The organism is uncultured Limimaricola sp., assembly GCF_964022235.1.
GTDB lineage: Bacteria > Pseudomonadota > Alphaproteobacteria > Rhodobacterales > Rhodobacteraceae > Limimaricola.
The window spans coordinates 32,126-57,521 of record NZ_CAXHZL010000001.1 but is presented as its reverse complement, the minus strand read 5'-3'; the positions used below and the strand labels follow the sequence as shown (position 1 = coordinate 57,521).

The following is a 25,396-nucleotide window of genomic DNA, read 5'->3' as shown; positions in this document are numbered from 1 at the left end:
CGGGCGCGGCGCGGTTCCTCCGTCTCAGCCCTCCCGGGTGACCGCCCCGTGCCAGAGCCCCGGATCGTCGGTGACAAAGCCGGTCTCGTGCAACGCAAGCCGCGCGTCGCGGCCCAGCGCCGGGATCGCGTGATCCATGCCATCCCGCACGCGGGCAAAGCTGTGGCCGAGCGGCTCGAGCCGCCCACCATCGCTGGCGCGCAGCCGCGCCGTCTCGACCAGATGGGGCCGGGCCTCTGGCAGCTCTAGACGGTTGAGAGGCACCAGCAACCACGCCGGGGTAAAACCGAGATCGAGATCGGTAGCGGGCACCGGGGCGCAACCTTCGAGCGCAAAACCGGCATCCTGTTGGGTGATGCGATAGGCCACCGGACGCTCACCACGCAGCCCGGTCACATCCGCAGAGGTGCAGTTCCAGCCCGCGTCGCAGCGCAGGGCATAGTCCAAAGCCACCGCTTCGCCCGCCTCGTCCCAGCGCGCGTGACCCATGATCAGCCAACCCGTGTCGAGCCGAGCCAGGCGGCAGCGATCGGTGCCGTCGCGGTCGAGCCTGTGCCAGATCACGCTGGCCACGGTGGTGCCGGTCATCGCGCGTCTCTCCTGTCGAGTTGGGCCGATCGTGGCATGGCTATCGCCATCCTGTCCACGATTCTGGGGGGTTGCGCCCCTTGGGGTCCGGCGTGACGCCTCGGCTCAGGAGGTCTCGGAATCGTCCTCGAAGACCCGCAGAAAGGCCGCGCCGAAGCGCTCGGCATGACGCGGCCCGAGCAGGCGCTCCATCGCCTCCAGATCGCGCGGCTTGGCGCTGGCCACGCGGGCCAGTTCCTTGGCCGAGCAGGACATCGGCTTGTCGTGCCCCTCCTCGCCGCGCAGCAGATCCGCCTGCGCCGCCATCAGCCGGTCATAGACCGACCCCGCGCCGCGCGTGGCGAGCTTGCGGCGCGCCGGATGAATGTCCTCGGAGGCGCCGGTGATCACGGCAAGGAACTCGCGCCCGTAGCTTTCGAGCTTCTTGGCCCCCACGCCGCCGATTCGTGCCATCGCGTCGAGGTTGACGGGCTTGGTTTCGGCCATCTCGATCAGGGTGCGGTCGGTGAAGATGATATAAGCGGGCAGGCTCGCGGCCTCGGCCAGAGCGCGCCGCTTGGCCTTGAGCGCCGAGAGCAGCGGAGCGTCCTCTTCTGACACCATCTCGCGGACCTTGGGCCCGGAGCGTGCAGATTTGATCGTGTCCTTGCGCAGGGTGATGCTCTCTTCGCCCCGCAAGATCGGACGTGCGGCCTCGGTCATGCGCAGCGCACCGTGGCGCTCGGGGTCGGGGCGCATCAGATCGCGGCCCATGATCTGCCGGAAGATCGCCTGCCACTGCGCCTTGGAATGATCCTTGCCGACGCCAAAGGTCGGCAGGTCCTCGTGGCCGCGCTGCTTAACCTTGTCGGTGGCGTTGCCCATGACAATGTCGATCAGGTGCCCCGCGCCGAACCGCTCGTCGGTCCTGAGCGCCGCCGAAAGCGCCATGCGCACCGGCTGGGTCGCGTCAAACGTTTCGGGCGGCTTGTCGCAGAGGTCGCAATAGCCGCAGGGCGCGCCGGGCGCCTCGCCAAAATAGCCCAAGAGCACGCTGCGGCGGCAGTCCAGCGCCTCGGCAAGGCCCAGCAGCGCGTTGAGCCGACCATGATCGGCGGCGCGGCGCTCGGGGGGGGCCAGCCCCTCGTCAATCTGCTGGCGGCGGTAGCGGATGTCGTCGGGGCCATAGAGCGTCAGCGTCTCGGCGGGCGCGCCGTCGCGGCCCGCCCGGCCGATCTCCTGATAGTAGGCCTCGATGGATTTGGGCAGGTCGGCATGGGCGACCCAGCGAATGTCGGGCTTGTCGATGCCCATGCCAAAGGCGACGGTCGCCGCGACGATAAGCCCGTCTTCTTGCTGAAACCGTGTCTCGGCCTCGCGCCGATCACCCGCCTCCATGCCACCGTGGTAATGCAGCGCCGAATGCCCGGTCTCGCGCAATGCGCCAGCGAGCGCCTCGGTCTTGGCGCGGGTGCCGCAATAGACAATGCCGGACTGGCCCCGCCTTCGGTCGGCAAAGTCGAGGATCTGACGCCGGGGACTGTCCTTGACCGCAAAGGCGAGGTGGATGTTGGGCCGATCGAAACCGCGCAGGAAGGTCTCGGGCTGTTTGCCCTCGAAGAGCTTCTGGACGATCTCCTCGCGCGTTTCGGCATCCGCCGTCGCCGTGAAGGCCGCGAGCGGCACGCCGAGCTGACGCTTGAGATCGCCGATGCGCAGATAATCGGGACGGAAGTCGTGCCCCCATTGGCTGACGCAATGCGCCTCGTCCACGGCGATGAGCGCGGCGCCCGCCCGCTTCAGAAGCGGCACCGTCGCCCCGGAGGCCAGCCGCTCGGGCGCCATGTAAAGAAGCTTCAGCCGCCCCTCGCGTAGGGCCGCCAGCACCGCATCGGTCTCCTCGGGCGTGTTGCCCGAGGTCAGCGCGCCGGCCTCGACGCCCGCCTCGCGCAGGCCGCGCACCTGATCCCGCATGAGCGCGATCAGCGGCGAGATCACCACCGTCACCCCGTCGCGCACAAGGGCCGGAAGCTGGAAGCACAGGGATTTGCCGCCACCCGTCGGCATGATCGCCAGCACATCCTGCCCGGCTGCAACCGCGTCGACGATCTCCTCCTGTCCGGGGCGGAAGGCGTCAAAGCCGAAGACGTCGCGCAGGTAGCTTACCGGGCTCATGTCGGTCCTCGTCTGGGTCTGGCGGGGGCCGCCCCGATGAGGCACGGCAGGTGGTTACTTTACTCTTAAAATACTCACGATCCCGACGCCGGGACCGGGAGCCTGCTTCAGTAGAACAAAGCCGCGTTGTTCCGCAGCACGATTTCGAGCGCGTAAATGCCGACCAGCACGACGAGCGGCGCGAGGTCGAGCCCGCCCATCTGCGGCAGGATGCGGCGCACGGGGGCATAGAGCGGTTCCAGCAGGCGGGTCAGACCGTCCCAGACCTGAGCCACGAAGGGCTGGCGCAGGTTCAGCACCTGAAAGCTGATCAGCCAGCTCATGATGAAATGTGCAAAGATGAAGAAGGTCGCGATGTCGAGGATGAGCATCAGGATCTGAAAGAGCGAGGTCATTGGCGGTCCGTCCGGGGCTTCTGGGTCGCATCGACAGGTAAGGAGCCGAGGCCCCAAGGGCAATCCCGAAGGCCTAGGCTGCGACCAAGGGCCCTCGCGTCACCCGTTGACCTTCGCGTCAGCTCCACGCAACTTGCGCGGCAACCCCCGACCCCGGAGCTTGCGCATGTATCCCTTCGTCCGTCTCTTCTGGCAGTTCCGGCGCCACCGCAAGGACGCGCCCCTGCCCGTCACTGGCACGCATGAGAGCCGGCATATCGTGATGCCCTGGGATCTCGACATGTGGAACGAGCTGAACAACGGCCGCACGCTGACGCTGTTCGATCTTGGCCGGATGCCGCTGTCCAAGCGGATCGGCGTGATCGGGGCGCTGCGCAAGAAGGGCTGGGGGATGGCCGTGGCCGGGGTGTCGGTGCGCTACCGCCGGCGGGTGCAGGGGTTTGCCCGGCTTACCATGCGCAGCCGCGCCGTCTGCTGGGACGATCGTTATGTCTATACCGAGCAGGGGATGTTCCGCGCCGATGGCGAATGCACGAGCCACGCGCTGGTGCGGCTTGCCATCACCGATCGCAAGAAGGGCGGCGTGGTGAACCCGGCGCGGCTGATGGAGGCGCTGGGTCAGGACGTGACCTCACCGCCGATGCCAGACTGGATCGCCGACTGGGTCCGCGCCGAGGCCGAGCGTCCCTGGCCGCCGATGGTGGATGCCATGACGCAGGCGCTGGCGGCCGAGTAACGGGACGGGCAACGCCCGCCCCAAAGGCCGATCAGCGGCCCTTTTTCTCGCCGAGCGTCAGTGGCTTGGTCGCGCCCGAGTTCGCGGTGGCCAGAACCTTGGGCTTTTCCTGCTTGGGTTTCTTGGTCTCGCGGTTGCCGCGTTTGTTGTCGCCTTTTCCCATGTCGATCTCCCATGGCGAGGTTACCGTCCGGCGACAGGCCGGACGGGCGTACCCGATGCAAATCAAGGTTGCCTGTAAGAGATCAGGGCGGTGATCGTGGCAGGTCACGCGGGCGCACGCCTTCGCGGGCGGCTGCGTGTCAGATGAATCTACGCCCGCGCCGTTCGTCCCGCAAGCCTTCTCAGCGGGGTCCACAACCCCACACTGCTGCGAATACACCGCACGCCTGTTGCCCCTGCACCCGCTTGCCTGTCAGATCCGCCGCGAGCGGTGGCGGAGAGAGCGGGATGGCGACGAAGAAGCGGATCTGGGGCTGGATGATCTTCGATCTGGCGCAGCAGCCCTATGCCACGCTGGGCCTCACCTTCATCTTCGGCCCCTATTTCGCCGCCGTGGCCACGGCGCATTTCGCCGCCCAAGGGTTCGCCCCCTCGGAGGCCGACGCCGCCGCACAGACGCTCTGGGCTTCGGGTCAGACGGTGGCGGGACTGGTCATCGCCTTCACCGCACCGATCTTGGGCGCTCTGGCCGATGCTTCGGGACGACGGATGCCGTGGATCGCGGCGTTTTCGGTGATCACCGTGCTCTGCGCCGCCGCGCTTTGGGTGCTCGAACCCGACGGCGAAATGCTGATCCCGGCGCTGGTGCTGTTCTTTGCGGGCTTCGTCGCCGCCGAATCGGCCACCAACGTCAACAATGCGCTGCTGCCCTCGCTGGCGACGGGGCCGATGATCGGACGGATCTCCGGCTCGGGTGCGGCGCTGGGCTATTGGGGCGGGGTGGTGTCGCTGATCCTCGTGCTGCTGTTCTTTGCCGAAAACGCGGAGGGCGTGACGCTGCTGGGCCGCCCGCCCGGCTTCGGGCTCGACCCCGAGATGCGCGAGGGCACCCGCGCCACGGGGCCGATCATCGCGATCTGGTACGCGGTGTTCATCATCCCCTTCTTCATCTGGGTGCGCGACACCGGCCCGGCGGCGCGCAGCGCGGTCACACCGCGTGCCATCGCCGCACGGCTGTGGGAGACCTTCCGCGACGTGGGTCGCCGCCCGAGCCTCGCGGCCTTTCTCGCCTCCTCGATGCTCTACCGCGACGCGCTGGCGGCCGTGTACGCCTTTGGCGGGGTCTATGCGACGCTGGTGCTGGGCTGGTCGGTGATCCAGATCGGCGTGTTCGGCATCATCGGCGCCATCGCGGCGGCGGTGCTGACATGGGTGGGCGGGCTCGCGGATGCACGGCTCGGCCCCAAGCCGGTGATCCGCCTGTCGGTCTGGGTGCTGATCGCGGTGTCGGTACTGATCGTGTCGATGACGCGCAACAGCCTGTTCGGCATGGCGCTGCCTCCCGGCTCGCCCCTCCCCGACGTGCTGTTCTACATCTGCGGCGCGCTGATCGGCGGGGCTGGCGGCGCGCTCTATTCGGCCTCGCGCAGCCTGATGGTGCGCCATGCCGACCCCGCGCGGGCCACCGAAGCCTTCGGTCTCTTCGCGCTGTCGGGCCGGGCCACGGCCTTTCTCGCGCCGCTCTCGATCACCGTCGCCACATGGATGAGCGGATCGACGCGCGCCGGTCTGGTGCCGGTGATCGCCCTGTTCGCGCTGGGTCTGTTTCTGCTAGGGTGGGTCAACAAGAACGGAGATCGAGCAGCATGATCCGCCCCCTCGCCGCCGCCCTTCTGGGCCTCGGCCTTCTCGCCGCCTGCGAACGCGAGGCCCCCGCACCGCGCGCCGTGGTTTCGACCCACAATACCAACGACACCCGCGTCGCCAAGCAGCTCTTCGGCCATGTGTCGACAGCCTCGTCGCAACGCGCCGAATCGCTGGGCTTCTACTCCAAGGGCTGCCAGGCCGGGGCCGCGCAGCTGCCCGAAACCGGGCCGACATGGCAGGCGATGCGCCTGTCGCGCAACCGCAACTGGGCGCAGCCCGAGACCATCGATTTCATCCAGGATCTGTCGCGCAAGGCGGCCGCCCTGCCCGGCTGGAACGGCATCTACGTGGGCGACATGAGCCAGCCGCGCGGCGGCCCGATGCTCACCGGCCACGCCAGCCACCAGACCGGCATCGACGCCGACATCTGGCTGCGCCGCACCGACCGGCTGAACCTCTCGGTGGCCGAGCGCGAGGCGATCTCCTCGACCGACATGCAGGCTCGCGGCGGCGCCTATACCAACGCCAACTGGACGCCCGCGCATATGGCGCTGGTCAAGGCCGCGGCCTCGGACCCGCGCACGGCACGGATCTTCATCTTCCCAGGTGCCAAGGTCGCGATGTGCGACGCCGAAACCGGGGATCGCTCGTGGCTCAACAAGGTGCGGCCTTGGTATGGGCACAACACCCATTTCCATGTGCGGCTGAACTGCTTGGCCGGCGACACCGCCTGCGAATCCCAAGACCCGCCGCCGCCGGGCGACGGCTGCGCCGAGGCGCGCGAATGGCAGGCCAACATCCTCAACCCGCGCCCGGCACCGCCCGCCGATCCGGACGCGCCCGAGCCCAAGCCCAAGCGCGAACTGACCATGGCCGACCTGCCCGGCCAGTGCGCCGCCGTGCTGACGAGCGATTGAGCCGATGAAAGCGATGGTTCTGGCGGCCCTGCTTCTTGGCGGGGCCCCCGACGCACAGCGCGCCGATTACCTCGGCAGCTATGTCTGGCCCGAGACGGCGCATCATTCGGGCGGGTTTTCGGCTCTGGAGACCGATGGCACCGATTTCGTCACGGTGAGCGACCGCGCGCGGATCGTCGACGGGCGCTTTGCGCGCGACGCGCAGGGCCTTATCACCGGGATCGAGATCCAGCGCTCCGAGCCGTTGCGCCGGGGGCGCGAGGGGCTGATGACAGGCATCCTCGCCGACAGCGAGGATCTGGCGATCGATTCCACGGGGCGGCGCTGGATCTCGTTCGAGGGCAAGGCGCGGGTGCGCGCGGAAACCGGCGCTCAGGGCCCCGAGGTGTTGCCACGCCCACGCGACTTTTCGGCAATGGGGTTCAATAGCTCGCTCGAGGCGCTGGCGGTGGATGCGCAGGACGCGCTCTATACCATCCCCGAGCGCTCTGGTCGCATTGACCGGCCTTTTCCGGTGTACCGCTGGAAGGAGGGGAAATGGACCGTCCCCTTTTCGATCCCGCGCCGCGACAGCTTTCTCGTCACCGGGGCGGACTTCGGACCCGATGGCAAGCTTTACGTGCTCGAGCGCGACTTCGCGGGCATCGGTTTTCGCAGCCGGGTGCGGCGCTTTGCGCCCGACGGCACGGGCGAGGAGGTGCTGCTCGAGACCGGGATCGGCGTGCACGACAACCTCGAAGGCATCTCGGTCTGGCGCGACGATCTGGGCCGGATCCGGCTCACCATGGTGTCTGATGACAATTTCCGCTTTTTCCAGCGCACGGAGTTCGTGGAATACGCGTTGGGCGAATGACAATCGCGCCGCCTGTCGGCGATTGGCAACACTTCGCTTTCCGCCACGGAACGTCACAAATATTTCTGTTTGACGACGCGACCTTCCGTGCCAGCTTTGGGTCAGGCGAAACCCACTGAAAGGAGGTGATCCAGTGTCAAGAAGGGTATTGGAGAAATGTGTCGGGACAGCTTGGGGGGTGCGCGGCTGAGGCAGCCCTTGGCCGAACAACCCACCAGGTGGACTCCGGTCTAACCGACCCACCTCCTGATCTTCGAAGGGTCGTCTCCATCGCCGGAGGCGGCCCTTTTCGTCTGTCGCGCTTTTGTATGTCGGCTGCGGGCGCGCTATCTGAGGCGGGCGCGCTTTCGGGGAGAGACCATGCTGCAGATCGACGACCGCATCGCCATCGAGGACTGGGAGCTGACCGAGCAGTTCACCCGCGCCTCCGGCCCCGGCGGGCAGAACGTCAACAAGGTGAGCACCGCCGTCGAGCTGCGCTTCGAGGCCGAGCGCTCGCCCAACCTGCCCGATCCGGTGAAGCGGCGGCTGAAGCGGCTCGCCGGGCGGCGCTGGACCACGGACGGGGCGGTGATCATCTTCGTGCAGGACACCCGCCACCAAGCCCGCAACCGCGAGATCGCCCGCGAGCGGCTGGCCGAGCTGATCCGCGCGGCGGTGTTCGTGCCCAAGCGTCGCGTACCGACAAAGCCCACGAAGGGCTCGGTGCGGCGGCGGCTGGAGGCGAAGAAGCAGCGTGGGGAGGTGAAGGCGCTCAGGAAGGGACCCTGATCCTCGACCTACCCATGAAACCTACTTTGAAAGACTGCCGGTGAAACCGCACTGTGCTCCATGATAGGCAAAGCAGCCCTGCACCTCCTGCATGTAATACGAATTCCCCATGTCATTGATTTGAATGACACAGATATCGCCGTATTCGCTGAGGTATGCCTGCCAGACCCTGTTCCCGACCTGTCGAAGCTGTCCCTCGCCACCGCCTAGACAGCCCACTGTGGAGACCTCGACCTCGATCCTGTTGCCTCTTACTTCGGCGCTCAGCCTGAAGCCGTCGCCCTCTCCCGAATAGCTGCCATCTGGCATAGCCGACGCACCCGTTGCAAAAAGCATCGCAGCGCAGGCACCGGCAAATACACGTTTGAACATCATGCACCTTTTACAAACTTGAACCATGTCGAGTTGTAAGGGTCTCTCGGATCATAGGATTCGCACAACCTTTAGGGGACGGCGGCGCTAAAACACCCTGAACGTCTGCGTCGTCAGCGTCCGTTCGATCCCTTCCACCCCCATCAGGTGCTCGTTGAGATACATCCCGATATCCTCGCCTTCGGGCACGTAAATCTTCACCAGAAGGTCGAAGGCCCCCGAGGTCGAGTAGAGCTCGGAGTGGATTTCCTTGAGCGCGATGGCGTCGGCGACCTTGTAGGTGGTGCCGGGTTTGCAGCGGATCTGAACGAAGAGCGGGAGCGACATGGGTAAGACCTTCTCAAAGGGGGTCAGACGGTGACGGGGATGGCGTCCTGCGGGCCGACGCCGAAGACGCGCTTGTAGCGGGCGATCTCGGAGGCCGGGCCCATCGCCTTTTCGGGATTGTCCGAGAGCTTCACGGTGGGGCGGCCTTCGGCGGCGATGGCCTTGCAGACGAGGGAGAAGGGCGCGAGCGCGTCGCCCGCCAGCCCCTTGAAGTCGTTGGTCAGCATCGTGCCCCAGCCAAAGCTCACCTTCACCCGGCCGGAAAACCGCGCGTGCAGTTCGAGGATCTTCTCGGCATCGAGACCGTCGGAGAAAATGACGAGCTTTTCGCGCGGATCTTCGCCCCGCGCCTTCCACCAAGCGATCGCCGTCTCGGCCCCCGTCGCCGGATCGCCGCTGTCGATGCGGATGCCGGTCCAACCGGCGAGCCAGTCGGGCGCGCGGTCGAGGAAACCTTGGGTGCCATAGGTGTCGGGCAGGATGATGCGCAGGTTGCCCTCGTGCTCGTCGTGCCAGTCGGCGAGCACCTTGTAGGGCGCTTGGGCCAGCGCGGCGTCGGTCTCGGCGAGGGCCGCATAGACCATGGGCAGCTCGTGGGCATTGGTGCCGATGGCTTCGAGGTCGCGGTTCTTGGCGATGAGACAGTTCGAGGTGCCGGTGAAGGCCGGGCCCATGCCCTCGAGCATCGCCTGCACGCACCAGTCCTGCCACAGGAAGGAGTGCCGCCGCCGCGTGCCGAAATCGGCGATGCGAAGGCCCGGCGTGCCGCGCAGACGCTCGACCTTTTCCCAAGTGCGGGTCATGGCGCGGGCATAGAGCACCTGAAGCTCGAACCGGCCCATTCGCCCGAGCACGGCGCGCGAGCGCAGCTCCATCAGCACCGCGAGCGCCGGGATCTCCCACAGCATGACCTCGGGCCAGTTGCCCTCGAAGGTCAGCTCGTATTGGCCGTCGCGCTTTTCGAGTTGGTAGGGTGGCAGGCGCAGGTTCTCGAACCAGTCCATGAATTCGGGCGTGAACATCTGCCGCTTGCCATAGAAGGTGTTGCCGCGCATCCACGTGCTTTCGCCGCGCGACAGGCGCAGGGTGCGGATGTGGTCGAGCTGCTCGCGCAGCTCGCCCTCGTCGATGATCTCGGCGAGGCGGATGGTCTTCGTGCGGTTGATCAGGCTGAAGGTGACCTGCGTGTCCGGGTGGTTGCGAAACACCGACTGGCACATCAGCAGCTTGTAGAAATCGGTGTCGATGAGCGAGCGGACGATCGGGTCGATCTTCCACTTGTGGTTCCAGACGCGGGTGGCGATGTCCATCAGCCGAGCCTCACATTGGCGGCGCGCATCATCGAGCGGGCCGCGTCCAACGAGCCGTCGAGATCGATGCCGCGCGTCAGCTCTTCGATCACGGTGACATCATAGCCCAGCCGCGCCCCGTCGAGGGCCGAGTAGTTCACGCAGAAATCCGTGGCGAGGCCCACCAGCGTGATCTTGGTGATGCCGCGTTCGGTCAGGTAGCCGTGCAGCCCCGTGGGCGTGGTACGGTCGTTCTCGAAAAAGGCCGAGTAGCTGTCGATCTCGCGGCGAAATCCCTTGCGGATGATGAGATCGGCGTCGGTGCGCAGGTCGGGGTGGAAACCCGCGCCCTGCGACCCCTGCACGCAATGGTCGGGCCAGAGCACCTGTGGGCCGTAAGCCATCTCGGTCATGTCATAGGGCGCGCGGCCCGCATGCTGGGAGGCGAAGGACAGGTGATCCGCCGGGTGCCAGTCCTGCGTCAGTACGACGGCGGCAAACTCGTCCATCAGTGAATTGATGCCCGGCACGATCGCATCGCCGCCCGCCACGGCGAGCGCACCGCCGGGGCAGAAGTCGATCTGCACGTCGATGACGACGAGGGCTTCGGTCGCGGGGCGCATGGGCTTTTCCTCCGGTCTGGCCTGACCGAGGTAAGCCGCTGGCGCGCCTGCGTCAAATGGCGCGCATCGCCTGCATGATCCGGTCGGCGGCCTGCTCGAGCCCGTCGCCATCCAGCGTATCGGCCTCGACGCGGGCCGCGAACTGCGGGTCATGGGCCGCGCGAGAGCGGGCATAGGCCGGGTCGTAATGCTCGGTCATCAGCGCCGCCGACAGCTCGACCATGCGGTGCTCGGCCAGAAGCTTCTGCCAGCCATCGACTACCTCGTGCCCACGATGCGCGCGCAGCTGATCGAGCAGGCCAGACAGGCGGGCGGGGTCGGCGCTGACGTCCTCGTAGCGATGCGCGAGGAAACGGGCGCGGGCCTCGATCGGCGCGGTGATCTCGATACGCGGCGCATGGGTCATCAGCGCCCAAAGCGACGGCGGCAGGGTGATGCGGCCAATCTTGGAGCTTTCGGCCTCGACGAGGATCGGACGGGACGGATCGAGCCGTGCAAGGCGTTCGGCCAGCTGGCTCTCGAACCCCTTTTGCGCGGGCTGCTCGGCCGGATCGCCACCCAGAAGCGAGCCGCGATGATTGGCCAGCCCCTCGAGATCGAGCACCTGCCCGCCACGCGCCTCGATCAGCGGCAGGAGCGCGGTCTTGGCGGTGCCGGTAAAGCCGTCGAGCAGCACCAGACGGTGCGGCAGCACTGCGTCGTAGAGCGCCTCGTGCACGAGCCTGCGCCATGTCTGATAGCCGCCCTCCACCACCTCGGCGCGCCAGCCGATCTGGGTCAGGATCGAGGCGAAGGAGTTCGACCTTTGCCCGCCGCGCCAGCAATAGACCAGCGGTCGCCAGCGGTATTCGTGGTCGGCGAGCGGCCCGGCGATGTGTTTGGCGGCGTTCCTTGCCACGATGGCCGCGCCGATCTTGCGCGCGTCGAACGGCGAGACCTGCTTGTAGATCGTGCCGACCTCGGCGCGCTCGGCGTTCGACAGCACCGGCAGGCTGATCGCGCCGGGGACATGGTCCTCGGCGTATTCGGCGGGGCTGCGCACGTCGATCACGTCATCGAAGCCATGGTCGAGAAAGGTGGAAAGGGTCTCGAAACGGGTGCTCATGCGGCTCTCATACAGGGGCGGCGCGCGCTCGGAAAGCGCGGCGCGTGGCAACTTTGCTCTTCAAATACTCAAATCCCGACGCCGCCCCCAGAACGACAAGGGGGCCGCGGTGCGCCACCGCGGCCCCCTGCCCTGCCTTGCGGCGAGGATTACTCTTCGACGTCGAAGGTCAGCGCCTTGACCTGCTGGAACTTGCCGGTGTCGCGCAGCTTTTGCAGCACTTCCTCGGAGACCGCCTCGTCGGCGTAGAGGATGGCGATGGCCTCGCCCGCACGCTGGTTCCGACCGAGGGTGAAGTTGGCGATGTTGACGCCGTTCTCGCCCATCATAGTGCCCAGCACGCCGATGATGCCCGGCACGTCCTGGTTGGTGGTGTAGACCATGTGGCGGCCGATCTCGGCGTCGATGTTGATGCCCTTGATCTGGATGAAGCGCGGCTTGCCGTCCGAGAACACCGTGCCCGCGACCGAGCGCTCGCGCTTCTCGGTGACGACGGTGACCTTCACGTAGCCTTCGAAGGTGCCGGACTGGTCCTGCTTGGTGGTCGAGATCTGGATGCCGCGCTCCTTGGCGATCACCGGGGCCGAGACCATGTTCACGTCCGGGTTCACCTTGCGCATGATGCCCGCGACCAGCGCCGAGTTCAGAGCCGCGAGGTTCATCTCCGAGACGACGCCGTCATAGAGGATGTTGATCGCGGTGATCGGCTCGTCGGTCATCTGGCCGATGAAGTTGCCAAGGTGGCCCGACAGGCCGATCCACGGGCCCATGATCTTCGCCTCTTCGGCGGTGATCGAGGGCATGTTGATGGCGTTGGTGACGGCCCCGGTCAGCAGGTAGTCCGACATCTGCTCGGCAACCTGAAGCGCCACGTTCTCCTGTGCCTCGGTGGTCGCAGCACCGAGGTGGGGCGTCACGACGACGTTGGGCAGGTTGAACAGCGGCGAATTGGTCGCGGGCTCTTCGGCAAAGACGTCGAACGCCGCACCGGCGACGCGGCCTTCGGTGATCGCCTCGGCCAGAGCCGCCTCGTCGACCAGACCGCCACGGGCACAGTTGACGATGCGCACGCCGGGCTTGAGCTTGGCGATGTTGTCCTTGGACAGGATGTTCTTCGTCTGGTCGGTCAGCGGCACGTGCAGCGTGATGAAATCGGCGCGCTTGAGCATCTCGTCGAGCTCGAGCTTCTCGACGCCGATCTGGGCCGCGCGCTCTTCCGACAGGAAGGGATCATAGGCCACGACCTTCATCTTGAGACCATGCGCGCGGTCGATCACGATCGAGCCGATGTTGCCCGCGCCGATCACGCCCAGTGTCTTGCCGGTGACCTCGACGCCCATGAAGCGCGACTTCTCCCACTTGCCCGCATGGGTCGAGGCGTTGGCCTCGGGGATCTGGCGCGCCACGGCCATCAGCATCGAAATCGCGTGCTCGGCGGTGGTGATCGAGTTGCCGAAGGGCGTGTTCATCACGATGATGCCCTTCTTCGACGCGGCCGGGATGTCGACGTTGTCGACACCGATGCCGGCGCGGCCGATGACCTTGAGGTTGGTCGCGGCTTCGATCAGCTTTTCGGTCGCCTTGGTCGCCGAACGGATCGCGAGGCCGTCGTAGTTGCCGATGATCTCGGCGAGCTTTTCCTTGTCCTTGCCGAGCTTGGGCTGGAAGTCGACCTCGATGCCGCGATCGCGGAAGATCTGAACGGCGGCGTCGGAAAGGGCGTCGGAGATGAGAACCTTGGGCATTTGGATGCTCCTGTGGCGGTCGGACGGAATGCGTCCGGGGAATGGGAATAGCGGGGCGCGTCGATGCGCGCGCCCCGTAAAGGGATCAGGCGGCGTCGGCCATAGCGGCGATCTCGGCCTCGAAGGCCCAGTCGAGCCAAGGCAGCAGCGCCTCGACGTCGGCGGTCTCGACCGTGGCGCCGCACCAGATGCGCAGGCCCGCGGGCGCGTCGCGATAGGCGCCGATGTCGAGGGCCACGCCCTCCTTTTCAAGCCGCTTGGCCACGGCCTTGGCAAAGGCCGCGCCATCGGTGATGCGGTCGTCGGTGAACTTCAGGCAGACGGAGGTGTTCGAGCGGATCGCCTCGTCCTCGGCGAGGTTGGCGATCCACGGCCGCGCATCGCAGAAGTCCCACAGGGTCTTGGCGTTGGCATCGGCGCGGGCCATCAGCCCCTTCAGCCCACCGACCTCACGGCCCCATGCCAGCGCCACGAGGTAATCCTCGACGCAGAGCATCGACGGCGTGTTGATCGTCTCGCCCTTGAAGATGCCCTCGATCAGCTTGCCGCCCTTGGTCATGCGGAAAATCTTCGGCAGCGGCCATGCGGGGGTGTAGCTCTCCAGCCGCTCGACGGCGCGGGGGCTCAGGATCAGCATGCCATGCGCGGCCTCGCCGCCCATCACCTTCTGCCAGGAGAAGGTGGTGACATCGAGCTTGTCCCACGGCAGGTCCTGCGCAAAGGCGGCCGAGGTGGCGTCGCAGATGGTCAGGCCCTGACGGTCGGCGGGGATCGCGTCGCCCGAAGCCACGCGCACACCCGAGGTGGTGCCGTTCCAGGTGAAGACGACGTCGGTATCGTAATCGAGAGCGGCCATGTCGACGATCTGGCCATAGTCGGCGGTCTTCACTTCGGCTTCGATCTTGAGCTGCTTCACGACATCCGTGACCCAACCCGCACCGAAGCTTTCCCACGCGACCATGGTGGCCGGGCGCGCACCCAGCATCGACCACATCGCCATCTCCACGGCACCGGTGTCCGAGGCGGGCACGATGCCGATGCGGTAGTCAGCGGGCACGCCCAAGAGCTCACGGGTCTCTTCGATCGCGGCGGCGAGCTTGGACTTGCCGATGGCAGCACGGTGCGAGCGGCCGAGCGGTGCGTCGGCGAGCTTGTCGAGGCTCCAATGGGGGGGTTTGGCACAGGGGCCGGAGGAAAAACGCGGATTCGACGGACGTTGGTCCGGAGTCGTCTTAACCATTGCTGGTATCCTTGCAGATAAGCGCCTCTCGTTGGGGAGAGGTGTCCCGTCGCCGCATCTACGCTCCCTCATGCGCTTTCACAACGGGGAAATTGCCGTTAAGGCACCGCCAAACGTCGCAAGCGGGCCGTCCCGCGTCACTATCGGAAACATCGCCCCATGTTCACCGCCCTGCTCCTCACCGCCCCCGGCACCCCGCTCGATCCCGTGCTTGCCGAAAACCTGCGCAGCGCCTGGGGCGGCACGGCGCTCGACTGGCTTGCCCCCAATGAGGCGGTGGAGTTCGAGATCCCGGCGTTGCCGGACAATCGCTGGGCGGTCTGGGCCGATCTTCAGGCCAGCCGTGTCGACATGGTGATCCAGCCTACTGCCAACCGTCGCAAGCGGATGCTGCTGGCCGACATGGACAGCACGATGATCGAGCAGGAGTGCATCGATGAGCTGGCCGCTGAGGCCGGCGTCGGACCGCGCGTGGCCGAGATCACCAAGCGGGCGATGAACGGCGAGCTGGATTTCGAAGGCGCGCTGATCGAGCGCGTCGGGCTGCTCAAGGATCTCGACGAGGGCGTGATCGCCAAGGTTCTGGCCGAGCGGATCACCCATATGCCGGGCGGGCGCGCGCTGATCGCGACCATGAAGGCGAACGGTAGCCATGCGGCGCTGGTCTCGGGCGGCTTCACTGCCTTCACCGAAAAGGTGGCCGGTGACCTGGGCTTTCACGAGCACCGCGCCAACACGCTGCTGGCGGAAGGCGGCAAGCTTACTGGCAAGGTCGCCCGCCCGATTCTCGGGCGCGAGGCCAAGGTGCAGGCGCTGAACGAGATCACCGCCCGGCTCGGCATCACCCCCGCTGAGGTGATCGCCGTAGGCGACGGGGCCAATGATCTGGGCATGCTGGGGCTTGCCGGAACCGGCGTGGCGCTGCACGCCAAACCGGTGGTGGCCGAGCAGTGCGAGGTGCGGGTGAATCACGGCGACCTGACAGCGCTGCTGTACGTGCAGGGCTACCGCAAGGAAATGTTCACTATTTGATCTTGCACGAATCGATGCGCCGTTCGACACTGACGCAGGGGCAGGCACCTGCTGCCCCGCCACAGGGGGAAGACGACATGGCCGACAAACGATTCATGTACATCTACCACGGCAACGGCATGAGCATGCCCGAAAGCGAGGAAGCGGGCCGCGAGGCGATGGCCCGCTGGACCGCTTGGATGGACGGCATCAAGTCCAACATTTCCGACGAAGGCTCGGCGGCGGGCAAATCGCACACCGTGAGCCAGAGCGGTGTTACGCATGACGGCGGTGCGAACCCGGCGTTCGGCTACACCATCGTCACCGCGCCCGACATCGACGCCGCGATCGAAATGGCCAAGGGCTGCCCGATGGTCGCGGATGGTGGCAGCGTCGAGGTCTGCGAAGCCATCGACATGTGACGACCCGCCGGGCCCCTCACCGACGGGGCCCGGCCGGTTCTCGTGCGACCTGACAGGCCTACCGATGATCGAGACCGAAACGTCTATGCGCGAATCCCGAAGCGGGAGACGCGAGACCGCGCGCAAGCACGACCACTGTGCCTGACATCAGCTCGCACGATATTCCCTCGCCCTTGCTGCCCGCGCCGAAGCGGCCCCTCGATGCAGCACCGCGTGACAAAGGGGTCACGGTTCCGGATTCCGACAGCACACCCCCTGCCTTGGCGGATATCCGCGCAGACATGTGACCGCGCGGGGCTTTCCCATGGGGCGGGAATCTTGATAAGCCTCTGGCTATCGAGTTGATCCCGCCCCTTACAGTCGAAAAGGCGCCGGGGGCATCCACGAGGCCAGACAGCTGGAGGCTGCTACATGATGTCACGACTTTTCCGCGCGATCGGGTCCCTGTCGGCAGGCGCGATGATCGCCGCCGCCGCCACGAGCGCCGTTGCGCAGGAGGCGTCGAACCGGGTCGCCGCAGAGACCGACTGGAGCGTGTTTCAGGAAACCGATCCGGTCGAGTGCTTTGGCGTCTCGGCCCCCAAGAGCCAGCTCAACACCAAGGACGGCCAACCCGTCACCGTGAGCCGCGGCGAAACCCTGCTTTTCGTGTTCTATCGCCCCGCTCAGGGCGTGAACGGTCAGGTGACCTTTACCGGCGGCTATCCTTTCGCGTCGGGCTCCACCGTGACGCTCGAGGTTGGCGGTCAGGACTTCCAGCTCTTCACCGAAGGCGACTGGGCTTGGCCCGCGACACCTCAGGACGACGCCACCATCGTCGCGGCGATGAAGCGCGGGGCCGACGCGGTGCTGACGGGCCGGTCGGGCCGCGGTACCCAGACCCAAGACACCTTCTCGCTTCTGGGCTTCACCGCCGCGGTGGACGAGGCCGCCAAGCGCTGCACAAGCTGATCCACGCCCTTCGGGGCGCCATGTTACACTGAAGCGGGGCCGGTTTTCCTTGATGACCGGGCCCGCTTTCCCATATGAGCCGGGCACCCCCGGCCCCGAGGTACACCCATGACCGCCCCCGCTGCACCGAACGTCGCCCCCACTTCTCCGATCACGCAGGACGTGATGACCATCCCGCGCAAGGCTGCGCCGGGCCTGCCCAACCTCGTGGGGATGAGCCGTGACGCGATGCGCGAGGCACTGATCGCGGCGGGCACGCCCGAAAAGCAGGCCAAGATGCGGGTGAACCAGGTTTGGCAGTGGATCTACCACTGGGGCGTGCGCGAGTTCGAGGGAATGACCAACCTCGCCAAGCCCTACCGCGAACTGCTGGCCGCGAACTTCGTGATCTCGCTGCCCGAGATCGTCTCCAAGCAGGTCTCCTCCGATGGCACGCGCAAGTACCTCGTGCGGATCGCCGGCGGCCACGAGGTCGAGGTGGTCTACATCCCCGAGACGGATCGCGGGACGCTGTGCATTTCGTCCCAGGTCGGCTGCACGCTGACCTGTTCGTTCTGCCACACCGGCACGCAAAAGCTGGTGCGCAACCTCACGGCAGGCGAGATCATCGGTCAGGTCATGCTGGCGCGCGACGATCTGGAGGAGTGGCCCACCCCCGGCGCGCCCAAGGACGAGACGCGGCTTTTGTCGAACATCGTGCTGATGGGCATGGGCGAACCGCTCTACAATTTCGAGGGCGTGCGCGACGCGATGAAGATCGCGATGGACGGCGAAGGCCTCTCGCTCTCGCGCCGCCGCATCACCCTGTCGACGAGCGGAGTCGTGCCCGAGATCGCCCGCACCGCCGAGGAAATCGGCTGCATGCTGGCGGTGAGCTTTCACGCGACCACCGACGAGGTGCGCGACAAGCTGGTACCGATCAACAAGAAGTGGAACATCGAAAAGCTGCTCGATGCGCTGCGCGCCTATCCCAAGTTGTCGAACTCCGAGCGGATTACCTTCGAGTACGTGATGCTCAAGGACGTGAACGACAGCGACGAGGACGCGCGCCGTCTGGTAAAGCTGATCGATGGCATTCCGGCCAAGATCAACCTGATCCCCTTCAACGAATGGCCCGGCTCGCCCTACGAGCGGTCGTCGAACAACCGGATCCGGGCCTTTGCCGACATCATCTACAAGGCGGGCTACGCCAGCCCCATTCGCACGCCGCGCGGCGAGGACATCATGGCCGCCTGCGGCCAGCTGAAGTCCGCGACCGAGCGCGCGCGCAAGAGCCGCGCCGAGATCGCGGCGGACGTTCAGGGATAAGGCGCGCGGGATCAACCGTGCGCCACGAGGGAGAGAGCCGTGAAGATCAAGCTCAACGGGATCGAATTCGACGTGGCGGCGGTGGACGCAAGGACGCGCGAGGCGATCCTCGGCGACCCGGTGATCGCGCGCGCCGTCTGGCGCGATGTCTATGTCTGGGACGCCACCGCGCAGGAGGGCAAACACACCGGCCCGGTGACCCAGACCGGCGCGATCCCGCTCGCCAACGGCATTTCGTTCTACGTGCCCAAGGGCGAGGCCAAGAACGAGAGCGCCTCCAAGACCTCCGGCGAGCGGTTTCTGAAAGCGCTGGGCGTGACCTCGACCCTCGACGTGCTCAAGGCGATGGCGCGGCTCTTGGGCATGCCGCAAAAAACCCTGCCCAAGGAGTTCGACGCCCTTAGGCCCGTGGCCTCCTTCACGCTCAAGATGCATGTCGAGCATTCGGTGCTGCAGCTGCGCAACGCCAGCCGCAACCTGCAGGCCTATCTGCTGGTGCCGGGCCAGATCGGTTTTCACCACGAGATCACGGCGATCACCGATCAACCCGGCTATGACGCGCTGATCGCGGAAAAGCCCGAGTTGAAGTCGCTGACGCCGCTGTTCCTCGTGCCTGCCCGCTCCAAGGCGAACCGCGAAATGCGGGCGACCGCGCTGATGGCGCAGACCCGCGATCTGGCAGCTGCGGTGCAGGGCAAGAAGCCCGAAGAGCTGTCCGAGGCGCTGCGCATGCGGATCGGTCGCAATCAGGCCGAGCTGCGGATGCTGGCGCAGGCTGCCAAGCAGGGCGGCCAGCAGACGGGCCAGCAACCGGGCCAGTCCCGGCCCGCCGCCACCGCCTGAGGCGCGGAACCCGCCGCCGCCACCACTCGTTGGCCGTGCAACCCGAAACGGAGGCACGGCCATGAGCCATTCCGAAGGCGACAAGGTGAAATGGAGCTGGGGCAATGGCACCGGCACCGGCACGATCACCAAGGTCTACACGCGCAAGATCACCCGCAAGATCAAGGGCGCGGAGATCACCCGCAATGCCAGCGAGGACGACCCCGCCTATCTGATCGAGCAGGACGACTGCGACGAGGTGCTCAAGGGCGCATCGGAAATCTCCAAGGCCTGAACGGCGGGCCTTTGGGCATTGCGCACCCTGTCACGAGAATCGCAAAGCGCGCCCTCGATGTTCGGGGGCGCGCTTTGCATTTGTATTAGCCGTTAGACGCGCCTCCCCCCGAGGCCCCTGCCCCGGTGCGACGGATCACTCCTCGCGGCCCGGGATGTGCTCGCGCCGCTCGCCTGCGTGGGTCCAGTTCTGCATCGCCTCGATCGCCTCGTCGGCGGTCTCGACGAATTTGAACAGCGCCAGATCCTCCTCGGCGATGGTGCCCGCATCGGCCAGCGCGTCCCAGTTGACGATCTTCTCCCAGAAGGCGCGCCCGAACAGCAGGAACGGTACGCGCTTCATCCGGCCCGTCTGGATTAGCGTCAGCGCCTCGAACATCTCGTCGAGCGTGCCGAAGCCGCCGGGGAATACGCAGACCGCCTTGGCCCGCATCAGGAAGTGCATCTTGCGGATCGCGAAGTAGTGAAAGTTGAACGCCAGCTCCGGCGTCACATAGGGGTTCGGGGCCTGCTCGTGCGGCAGCACGATGTTGAGCCCGACCGAGCGGCCGCCCGCTTCCTGCGCGCCGCGGTTGCCCGCCTCCATCACGCCGGGGCCACCGCCCGTCACGATGACGTTCTCGGTGCCGCCGGTCTCCATCGACCATTCGGTGACCCGGCGCGCGAAGAGGCGCGCCTCTTCGTAGAAGGCAGAGAGCTCGGCCAGCGTCTGGGTGCGGGCCGTGCCCTTCTTGGCAGGCTCTGGGATGCGCGCGCCGCCGAACAGCACCACGGTGGAGTTCACCCCCGCCTCGTTCATCAGCAGTTCGGGCTTCAGAAGCTCGAGCTGCCAACGCACCGGGCGCAGGTCGTCGCGCAGCAGGAAATCTTCGTCCGCAAAGGCGAGACGGTAGGAGGGCGACATCGTCTGCGGCGTCTGCGGCACCTGATCGGCGGTGCGCTGGTCCTCGTGGCTGTCGCGCATGAGGTGTCGTCTGTCCTTGGTCATGCAGGTTCCTTACCCTAGGGCGCGTTGCGCCGATTGCCGCATCCGGTCTATAGCCGCAGCCGAGCCGCATCACAAACCGGAGCCCATCCCATGGCCGATACCGACACCGCCCAGCTTGAAATCGCGATCGAGGCCGCCTGGGAGGCGCGCGACACGATCACGCCGCAAACCACCGGCGAAACCCGCGAGGCGATCGAGGACACGCTGAACGCCTTGGATTCCGGCTCGCTGCGCGTCGCTGAAAAGCGTGGCGCGGATTGGCACGTGAACCAGTGGGCCAAGAAGGCCGTGCTCCTTGGCTTTCGCATCAAGGACATGGAAATGCAGTCGGGCGGCCCGCAGGGCGGCACCTGGTGGGACAAGGTCGACAGCAAGTTCGAGGGCTGGGGCGAGAACCGCTGGCGCGAGGCGGGCTTTCGCGCCGTGCCCAACGCCATCGTGCGCCGCTCGGCCTATATCGCGCCGGGCGTGGTACTGATGCCGTCCTTCGTGAACCTCGGGGCCTATGTCGACAGCGGCACCATGGTCGACACCTGGGCCACCGTCGGCTCCTGCGCACAGATCGGCAAGAACGTGCACCTCTCGGGCGGCGTCGGCATCGGCGGCGTGCTCGAGCCGATGCAGGCCGGCCCGACGATCATCGAAGACAACTGCTTCATTGGCGCGCGCTCCGAGGTGGTCGAGGGCTGCATCGTGCGCGAGGGCGCGGTGCTCGGCATGGGTGTCTACATCGGCAAATCGACCAAAATCTTCGACCGCGAAACCGGCGAGGTCTCCTATGGCGAGATCCCGGCCTACTCGGTCGTTGTCTCGGGCTCGCTGCCCTCGAAGGGCGGCGTGAACCTCTACTGCGCCGTGATCGTCAAAAAGGTCGACGCGCAGACCCGCTCCAAGACCGGCATCAACGAGCTGCTGCGCGACTGACGCGCGCCTCAAGGACCATCGGGGGAAGGGGGCGCTTCGGCGTCCCCTTTTCGCATCATGGGCGCAAAGGCCCCGGAACCGGCACTGCCTTTGGAACCCGGCTTCTACCCGCGCGCTTGGGACCCCATGATCCAAAACCTGTCCCTGCCGCTGCTTCTGGTCGCCTTCGCGCTTGCGGGGGCGGCCGTGATCTTCTCCTCGATCCGCGCCACAAGGCTTGCCGACATCATCGCCGACCGCACCTCCATGGGCGAGGCGATGGCGGGCGGCATCATCCTCGGGGGGGCAACCTCGCTCGCGGGTGTGGTCGTCTCGGTCAAGGCGTCGCTCGACGGTGACGCCTCGTTTGCCTTTTCCAACGCAGTGGGTGGCATCGCGGCGCAGACCCTGTTTCTGGCCATCGCCGACCTGATCTATCGCCGCGCCAATCTCGAACATGCCGCGGCCGAGCCCGCGAACCTGTTTCAGGCAGTGATGCTGATGATCCTGCTCAGCCTGCCGCTGTGCGCCATCGCCGGGCCCGACATCGCCTATTTCGGTGTGCATCCCGTGTCGGTGGTGCTGTTTCTCACCTACCTCTACGGCGTGCGCGTTTCCGCCCGCGTCTCCGAAGAGCCGATGTGGCGTCCTGTGATGACATCCGAGACCCGCACCGACGAGCCCGAAGACGAGGCGGAGGCTGGACGGTCCGTCACCGGTCCGGCGCTGCGCTTTGCAGGGCTGGTGGTGCTGATGGGGCTGGGCGGCTTCGTGATCGCGCAAGTGGGCAGCGCCTTCATCGAACGATTCGGGCTTCGATCGGGTCTCGTGGGATCGCTGATCACCGCCGTCGTCACCTCGCTACCCGAGTTCGTCACGACCATCGTCGCGGTGCGGCGCGGCGCGTTGCAGCTCGCGGTCGGTGGCATCATCGGCGGCAACACCTTCGACACGCTGTTCCTCGTGGCCTCGGACGTGAGCCTGCGCGAAGGCTCGCTTTACCACGCGGTCGGCACGACCGATCTTTACTGGCTCGGCACCGGCCTCTTGATGACCGGCATCCTGCTGGCCGGTCTGATCGCCCGCCAACGTGAGGGTCCCGCCCGGATCGGCTTCGAAAGCATCGCCATGCTCGCGGTCTATGCTGTCGCGGCCACGGTCGAGGTCCTGGGCTGACAAGGCGTCGTGCCCGTCGCACGAGGCCGCCCGTCGCACGAAGCCGTTGCCTGCCCGCTACCCTTGGCATGTTAAGATTTTGGACAGGGAACGATTCCGTGAGCGGTTCGTTTTCGCCTCAACAGCCCGGGAGGTCCGGGCCCCAAGGTTTATGGAGTAGTGACATGACGGGTGTGGGTTGGATCATGACGATCATCATCGGCGCGATCGCCGGATGGTTGGCTGAAAAGGTGATGAAGGCGAACATGGGCCTGTTGATGAACATCATCATCGGCATCTTGGGCGCGTTGCTGTTCAACTGGCTGCTGAGCCTGATCATGGGCGAGGCGCTCGTGGGTTGGATCGGGTCGCTGATCGCGGGCTTCATCGGTGCCTGCATCCTGATCTTCCTCGCCCGGCTGGTGCGTGGCAAGACCGCCTGAACCCGAGTTGGATCGTAACGAGGACCCCGTGCCCGAAAGGGTGCGGGGTCTTGCGCATCCGGACCCGTGATGCCACCTGCGGGCAGATCGGATGAGGGAGACGCGCATGGCCGAGAAACAGGACAAGCCCAAGCGGGTGCAGCAGGTCTACACGCTGCTGGTCGAGGTCGGCCGCAAGCAGGGCGATGGTCTTCCCAAAGAGGCCACCGGCGCCGCGCTCATGTGCTATGCCTCCGGCGTCGACGAAGCCGAGGCGGTGCGCGAGACCGTGGCCATCCTCAAGCAGGCCGATCTGGCCCCATTGGATGTCACCGGCTACGGCACGCTCGACGAGCGTCTCGCCGAAGGTCACGACATCGACGAGGACGAGCGCGAGTTGATGGGCCGCGCGCTCGAGGAAAACTCGGTGATCGTGGCGCAGATGACGCCGTTCTTTGAGGACGCCAAGGGCGGCTCCGACACGGTGCATTGATCCGGCCTTCGACCGCGGTCGATTGAAACCGCCAGGCCTCCGCGCTACCCCTTCTCGCAGCCGAAGGAGTGACCGGATGCCCCAGACCACCGACCCCGCCGACCTGACCGCACGGTTGATCCGCTGCGCCTCCGTCACACCGGACGAGGGCGGCGCGCTGGTGCTGTTGCAGGGCCTGCTCGAAGAGGCGGGTTTTGCGTGCACGCGCGTCGATCGCGGCGGCATCTCCAACCTCTTTGCCCGATGGGGCGACAAGGGTTCGCAGAAAACCTTCGGCTTCAACGGTCACACCGATGTTGTGCCGGTGGGCAACCGCGACGACTGGTCGGTCGATCCCTTTGGAGCCGAGGAGAAAGACGGACAGCTCTATGGGCGCGGGGCCTGCGACATGAAGTCGGGCGTGGCCGCCTTCGTCGCCGCCGCAGTCGACTTCGTGCGCACCACGCCGCCCGAGGGCGCGGTGATCCTGATCATCACCGGCGACGAGGAGGGCGACGGCGTCGACGGCACCCGGGCCCTGCTCGACTGGATGGACGAGACCGGTGAGCGGATGCAGATGTGCCTCGTCGGTGAGCCGACCTGCCCCGAGACCTTTGGCGAGATGATCAAGATCGGGCGGCGCGGCTCGCTCAACGCCTTTGTCACCGTCACCGGCGTGCAGGGCCACGCCGCCTATCCGCACCGCGCCAACAACCCGATCCCGGCGATGGCGCGGCTGGTGGACCGGCTGTCGAACCACGCGCTTGATACCGGAACCGACCATTTCGATGCCTCGACGCTGGCGGTGGTGACGCTCGACACCGGCAACCCGGCCACCAACGTAATCCCGCGCCAGACCCGTGCGACGCTCAACATCCGCTTCAACGACCTGCACACGGGTCGCAGCCTGCAAGAGTGGCTCTGGGCCGAGGCCGACTGGGTCGCCGAGGAGTTCGGCGTCGAGATCGACATCAAGGTAAAGGTCTCGGGCGAGGCCTTTCTGACGCCGCCGGGGGATCTGTCGCGAATGGTGGCCGAAGCCGTCGAGGCCGAGACCGGCCTGCGCCCAGAGCTGTCGACAACGGGCGGCACCTCGGATGCGCGCTTCGTCAAGAACCATTGCCCGGTGGTCGAGTTCGGCCTCGTCGGCCAAACCATGCATCAGGTGGACGAGCGGGTGGAGATCGACCAGATCCACCGCCTCAAATCCGTCTACACCCGCATTCTCGGGAGCTACTTCACGTGAAACACGAGATCGTCGAGACCACCGACCTCACCCATTGCCACGCGCTGCGCCGCACCGTCTTCATCGAGGAGCAGAGCGTCTCCGAGGCCGACGAAATGGACGGGCTGGACCATGAGGCGATCCACCTTCTGGCCTCCTGCGACGGCGTGCCCGTGGGCACCGCGCGGCTCTTGCTGCGCGGCGAGACCGGCAAGATCGGCCGCGTCGCCGTGCTGCGCGAGCATCGCGGCACGGGCCTGGGTGCCGCGATCATGCGCATGGCCGAGGAGGTGCTGCGCTCGCGTCCCGGCGTCACTCGGCTCTACCTCTCGGCCCAGACCCACGCCCTGCCCTTCTACGAAAAGCTCGGCTATGTCGCCTATGGCCCCGAATACGACGATGCAGGTATCCCGCACCGCGACATGGAGAAGCGGCTCGACCGGTAAGGCTTCGCCACGTGATCGCGTGACGACCCCCCATGCGCGTGCTACCTGCACGC

At 66.5% G+C, this 25,396-nt stretch carries 29 protein-coding genes; 17 read left to right on the top strand and 12 right to left on the bottom strand.

Annotated elements, in window-relative coordinates:
- Nucleotides 1–24: 24 nt before the first annotated feature.
- The 3 genes from AADJ02_RS00300 to AADJ02_RS00290 form a co-directional block, all read right to left on the bottom strand.
- On the bottom strand, nt 25–588 hold the full coding sequence (locus AADJ02_RS00300) for a putative glycolipid-binding domain-containing protein (RefSeq protein WP_341211003.1): 564 nt from the start codon (nt 586–588) through the stop codon (nt 25–27).
- 105 nt (nt 589–693) lie between these two features.
- Nucleotides 694–2,742: a DNA helicase RecQ gene (recQ, locus tag AADJ02_RS00295; protein WP_341211002.1), complete on the bottom strand. Its 2,049-nt coding sequence runs from the start codon at nt 2,740–2,742 to the stop codon at nt 694–696.
- Nucleotides 2,743–2,849: 107 nt separating this feature from the next.
- Nucleotides 2,850–3,137 (bottom strand): YggT family protein, encoded by a 288-nt coding sequence (locus AADJ02_RS00290; RefSeq protein WP_341211001.1) that lies wholly within the window; start codon nt 3,135–3,137, stop codon nt 2,850–2,852.
- Nucleotides 3,138–3,303: 166 nt separating this feature from the next.
- Here AADJ02_RS00290 and AADJ02_RS00285 point away from each other — a divergent pair, with 166 nt between their 5' ends.
- Nucleotides 3,304–3,873: an acyl-CoA thioesterase gene (locus tag AADJ02_RS00285; RefSeq protein ID WP_341211000.1), complete on the top strand. Its 570-nt coding sequence runs from the start codon at nt 3,304–3,306 to the stop codon at nt 3,871–3,873.
- Nucleotides 3,874–3,904: 31 nt separating this feature from the next.
- Here AADJ02_RS00285 and AADJ02_RS00280 read toward each other — a convergent pair whose 3' ends face one another.
- A complete protein-coding gene (locus AADJ02_RS00280) occupies nt 3,905–4,036 on the bottom strand; it encodes a hypothetical protein (RefSeq protein WP_341210999.1) in 132 nt (43 codons plus the stop codon).
- A gap of 287 nt (nt 4,037–4,323) precedes the next feature.
- Between AADJ02_RS00280 and AADJ02_RS00275 the strand changes: the two genes are divergently transcribed.
- The 4 genes from AADJ02_RS00275 (at nt 4,324) to arfB (ending at nt 8,223) form a co-directional block, all read left to right on the top strand.
- Entirely contained in the window at nt 4,324–5,685 is a 1,362-nt protein-coding gene (locus AADJ02_RS00275) for an MFS transporter (protein WP_341210998.1), read from the top strand.
- Nucleotides 5,682–6,599 carry a penicillin-insensitive murein endopeptidase gene (gene mepA, locus AADJ02_RS00270; protein WP_341210997.1) on the top strand — a complete coding sequence of 306 codons (918 nt, stop codon included), beginning with the start codon at nt 5,682–5,684 and terminating at the stop codon, nt 6,597–6,599. Before AADJ02_RS00275 ends, mepA begins: the two co-directional genes overlap by 4 nt.
- Nucleotides 6,600–6,603: 4 nt before the next feature.
- The gene (locus AADJ02_RS00265) at nt 6,604–7,452 is read left to right on the top strand and encodes an esterase-like activity of phytase family protein (RefSeq protein ID WP_341210996.1); all 849 of its coding nucleotides are present in this window, start codon (nt 6,604–6,606) and stop codon (nt 7,450–7,452) included.
- Between the two features lie 360 nt (nt 7,453–7,812).
- Nucleotides 7,813–8,223: an alternative ribosome rescue aminoacyl-tRNA hydrolase ArfB gene (arfB, locus tag AADJ02_RS00260; protein WP_341210995.1), complete on the top strand. Its 411-nt coding sequence runs from the start codon at nt 7,813–7,815 to the stop codon at nt 8,221–8,223.
- A gap of 21 nt (nt 8,224–8,244) precedes the next feature.
- Here arfB and AADJ02_RS00255 read toward each other — a convergent pair whose 3' ends face one another.
- The 7 genes from AADJ02_RS00255 to AADJ02_RS00225 all read right to left on the bottom strand — a co-directional run bounded on the left by AADJ02_RS00255 (nt 8,245) and on the right by AADJ02_RS00225 (nt 14,924).
- Entirely contained in the window at nt 8,245–8,598 is a 354-nt protein-coding gene (locus AADJ02_RS00255) for a hypothetical protein (RefSeq protein WP_341210994.1), read from the bottom strand.
- An 84-nt stretch (nt 8,599–8,682) separates the two neighbouring features.
- Nucleotides 8,683–8,922 carry an Lrp/AsnC ligand binding domain-containing protein gene (locus AADJ02_RS00250; RefSeq protein WP_341210993.1) on the bottom strand — a complete coding sequence of 80 codons (240 nt, stop codon included), beginning with the start codon at nt 8,920–8,922 and terminating at the stop codon, nt 8,683–8,685.
- Between the two features lie 23 nt (nt 8,923–8,945).
- Nucleotides 8,946–10,235: a nicotinate phosphoribosyltransferase gene (gene pncB / locus AADJ02_RS00245; protein WP_341211394.1), complete on the bottom strand. Its 1,290-nt coding sequence runs from the start codon at nt 10,233–10,235 to the stop codon at nt 8,946–8,948.
- On the bottom strand, nt 10,232–10,834 hold the full coding sequence (gene pncA / locus AADJ02_RS00240) for a bifunctional nicotinamidase/pyrazinamidase (protein WP_341210992.1): 603 nt from the start codon (nt 10,832–10,834) through the stop codon (nt 10,232–10,234). The genes pncB and pncA overlap by 4 nt, the downstream gene beginning before the upstream one ends.
- A gap of 52 nt (nt 10,835–10,886) precedes the next feature.
- Nucleotides 10,887–11,939, bottom strand: coding sequence for a tRNA 2-selenouridine(34) synthase MnmH (gene mnmH, locus AADJ02_RS00235; RefSeq protein ID WP_341210991.1), 1,053 nt, complete (start codon nt 11,937–11,939; stop codon nt 10,887–10,889).
- A gap of 149 nt (nt 11,940–12,088) precedes the next feature.
- Nucleotides 12,089–13,684 carry a phosphoglycerate dehydrogenase gene (gene serA / locus AADJ02_RS00230; protein ID WP_341210990.1) on the bottom strand — a complete coding sequence of 532 codons (1,596 nt, stop codon included), beginning with the start codon at nt 13,682–13,684 and terminating at the stop codon, nt 12,089–12,091.
- 85 nt (nt 13,685–13,769) lie between these two features.
- Nucleotides 13,770–14,924 carry a phosphoserine transaminase gene (locus AADJ02_RS00225; protein ID WP_341210989.1) on the bottom strand — a complete coding sequence of 385 codons (1,155 nt, stop codon included), beginning with the start codon at nt 14,922–14,924 and terminating at the stop codon, nt 13,770–13,772.
- Nucleotides 14,925–15,083: 159 nt separating this feature from the next.
- Between AADJ02_RS00225 and serB the strand changes: the two genes are divergently transcribed.
- The 6 genes from serB to AADJ02_RS00195 all read left to right on the top strand — a co-directional run bounded on the left by serB (nt 15,084) and on the right by AADJ02_RS00195 (nt 19,733).
- Nucleotides 15,084–15,956 (top strand): phosphoserine phosphatase SerB, encoded by an 873-nt coding sequence (serB, locus tag AADJ02_RS00220; protein ID WP_341210988.1) that lies wholly within the window; start codon nt 15,084–15,086, stop codon nt 15,954–15,956.
- A gap of 77 nt (nt 15,957–16,033) precedes the next feature.
- Complete coding sequence (locus tag AADJ02_RS00215) at nt 16,034–16,357, top strand: hypothetical protein (RefSeq protein WP_341210987.1); 324 nt, start codon at nt 16,034–16,036, stop codon at nt 16,355–16,357.
- Between the two features lie 411 nt (nt 16,358–16,768).
- Complete coding sequence (locus AADJ02_RS00210; protein WP_341210986.1) at nt 16,769–17,308, top strand: invasion associated locus B family protein; 540 nt, start codon at nt 16,769–16,771, stop codon at nt 17,306–17,308.
- A 108-nt stretch (nt 17,309–17,416) separates the two neighbouring features.
- Nucleotides 17,417–18,616, top strand: coding sequence for a 23S rRNA (adenine(2503)-C(2))-methyltransferase RlmN (gene rlmN, locus AADJ02_RS00205; protein ID WP_341210985.1), 1,200 nt, complete (start codon nt 17,417–17,419; stop codon nt 18,614–18,616).
- 39 nt (nt 18,617–18,655) lie between these two features.
- A complete protein-coding gene (locus AADJ02_RS00200) occupies nt 18,656–19,459 on the top strand; it encodes a hypothetical protein (RefSeq protein WP_341210984.1) in 804 nt (267 codons plus the stop codon).
- A 61-nt stretch (nt 19,460–19,520) separates the two neighbouring features.
- Complete coding sequence (locus AADJ02_RS00195; protein WP_341210983.1) at nt 19,521–19,733, top strand: DUF2945 domain-containing protein; 213 nt, start codon at nt 19,521–19,523, stop codon at nt 19,731–19,733.
- A 135-nt stretch (nt 19,734–19,868) separates the two neighbouring features.
- Here AADJ02_RS00195 and AADJ02_RS00190 read toward each other — a convergent pair whose 3' ends face one another.
- Entirely contained in the window at nt 19,869–20,720 is an 852-nt protein-coding gene (locus AADJ02_RS00190) for a TIGR00730 family Rossman fold protein (protein WP_341210982.1), read from the bottom strand.
- Nucleotides 20,721–20,810: 90 nt separating this feature from the next.
- On the opposite strand from AADJ02_RS00190, the gene dapD reads away from it, so the two are divergent.
- From dapD to AADJ02_RS00160, 6 genes are all read left to right on the top strand, one after another.
- A complete protein-coding gene (gene dapD / locus AADJ02_RS00185) occupies nt 20,811–21,644 on the top strand; it encodes a 2,3,4,5-tetrahydropyridine-2,6-dicarboxylate N-succinyltransferase (RefSeq protein WP_341210981.1) in 834 nt (277 codons plus the stop codon).
- A 126-nt stretch (nt 21,645–21,770) separates the two neighbouring features.
- Entirely contained in the window at nt 21,771–22,799 is a 1,029-nt protein-coding gene (locus tag AADJ02_RS00180; protein WP_341210980.1) for a sodium:calcium antiporter, read from the top strand.
- A gap of 164 nt (nt 22,800–22,963) precedes the next feature.
- Nucleotides 22,964–23,221 (top strand): GlsB/YeaQ/YmgE family stress response membrane protein, encoded by a 258-nt coding sequence (locus AADJ02_RS00175; RefSeq protein WP_341210979.1) that lies wholly within the window; start codon nt 22,964–22,966, stop codon nt 23,219–23,221.
- 106 nt (nt 23,222–23,327) lie between these two features.
- Nucleotides 23,328–23,693: a hypothetical protein gene (locus AADJ02_RS00170; RefSeq protein WP_341210978.1), complete on the top strand. Its 366-nt coding sequence runs from the start codon at nt 23,328–23,330 to the stop codon at nt 23,691–23,693.
- A 76-nt stretch (nt 23,694–23,769) separates the two neighbouring features.
- Nucleotides 23,770–24,918: a succinyl-diaminopimelate desuccinylase gene (gene dapE / locus AADJ02_RS00165; protein ID WP_341210977.1), complete on the top strand. Its 1,149-nt coding sequence runs from the start codon at nt 23,770–23,772 to the stop codon at nt 24,916–24,918.
- Nucleotides 24,915–25,343, top strand: coding sequence for a GNAT family N-acetyltransferase (locus AADJ02_RS00160; RefSeq protein WP_341210976.1), 429 nt, complete (start codon nt 24,915–24,917; stop codon nt 25,341–25,343). Before dapE ends, AADJ02_RS00160 begins: the two co-directional genes overlap by 4 nt.
- Nucleotides 25,344–25,396 lie beyond the last annotated feature (53 nt).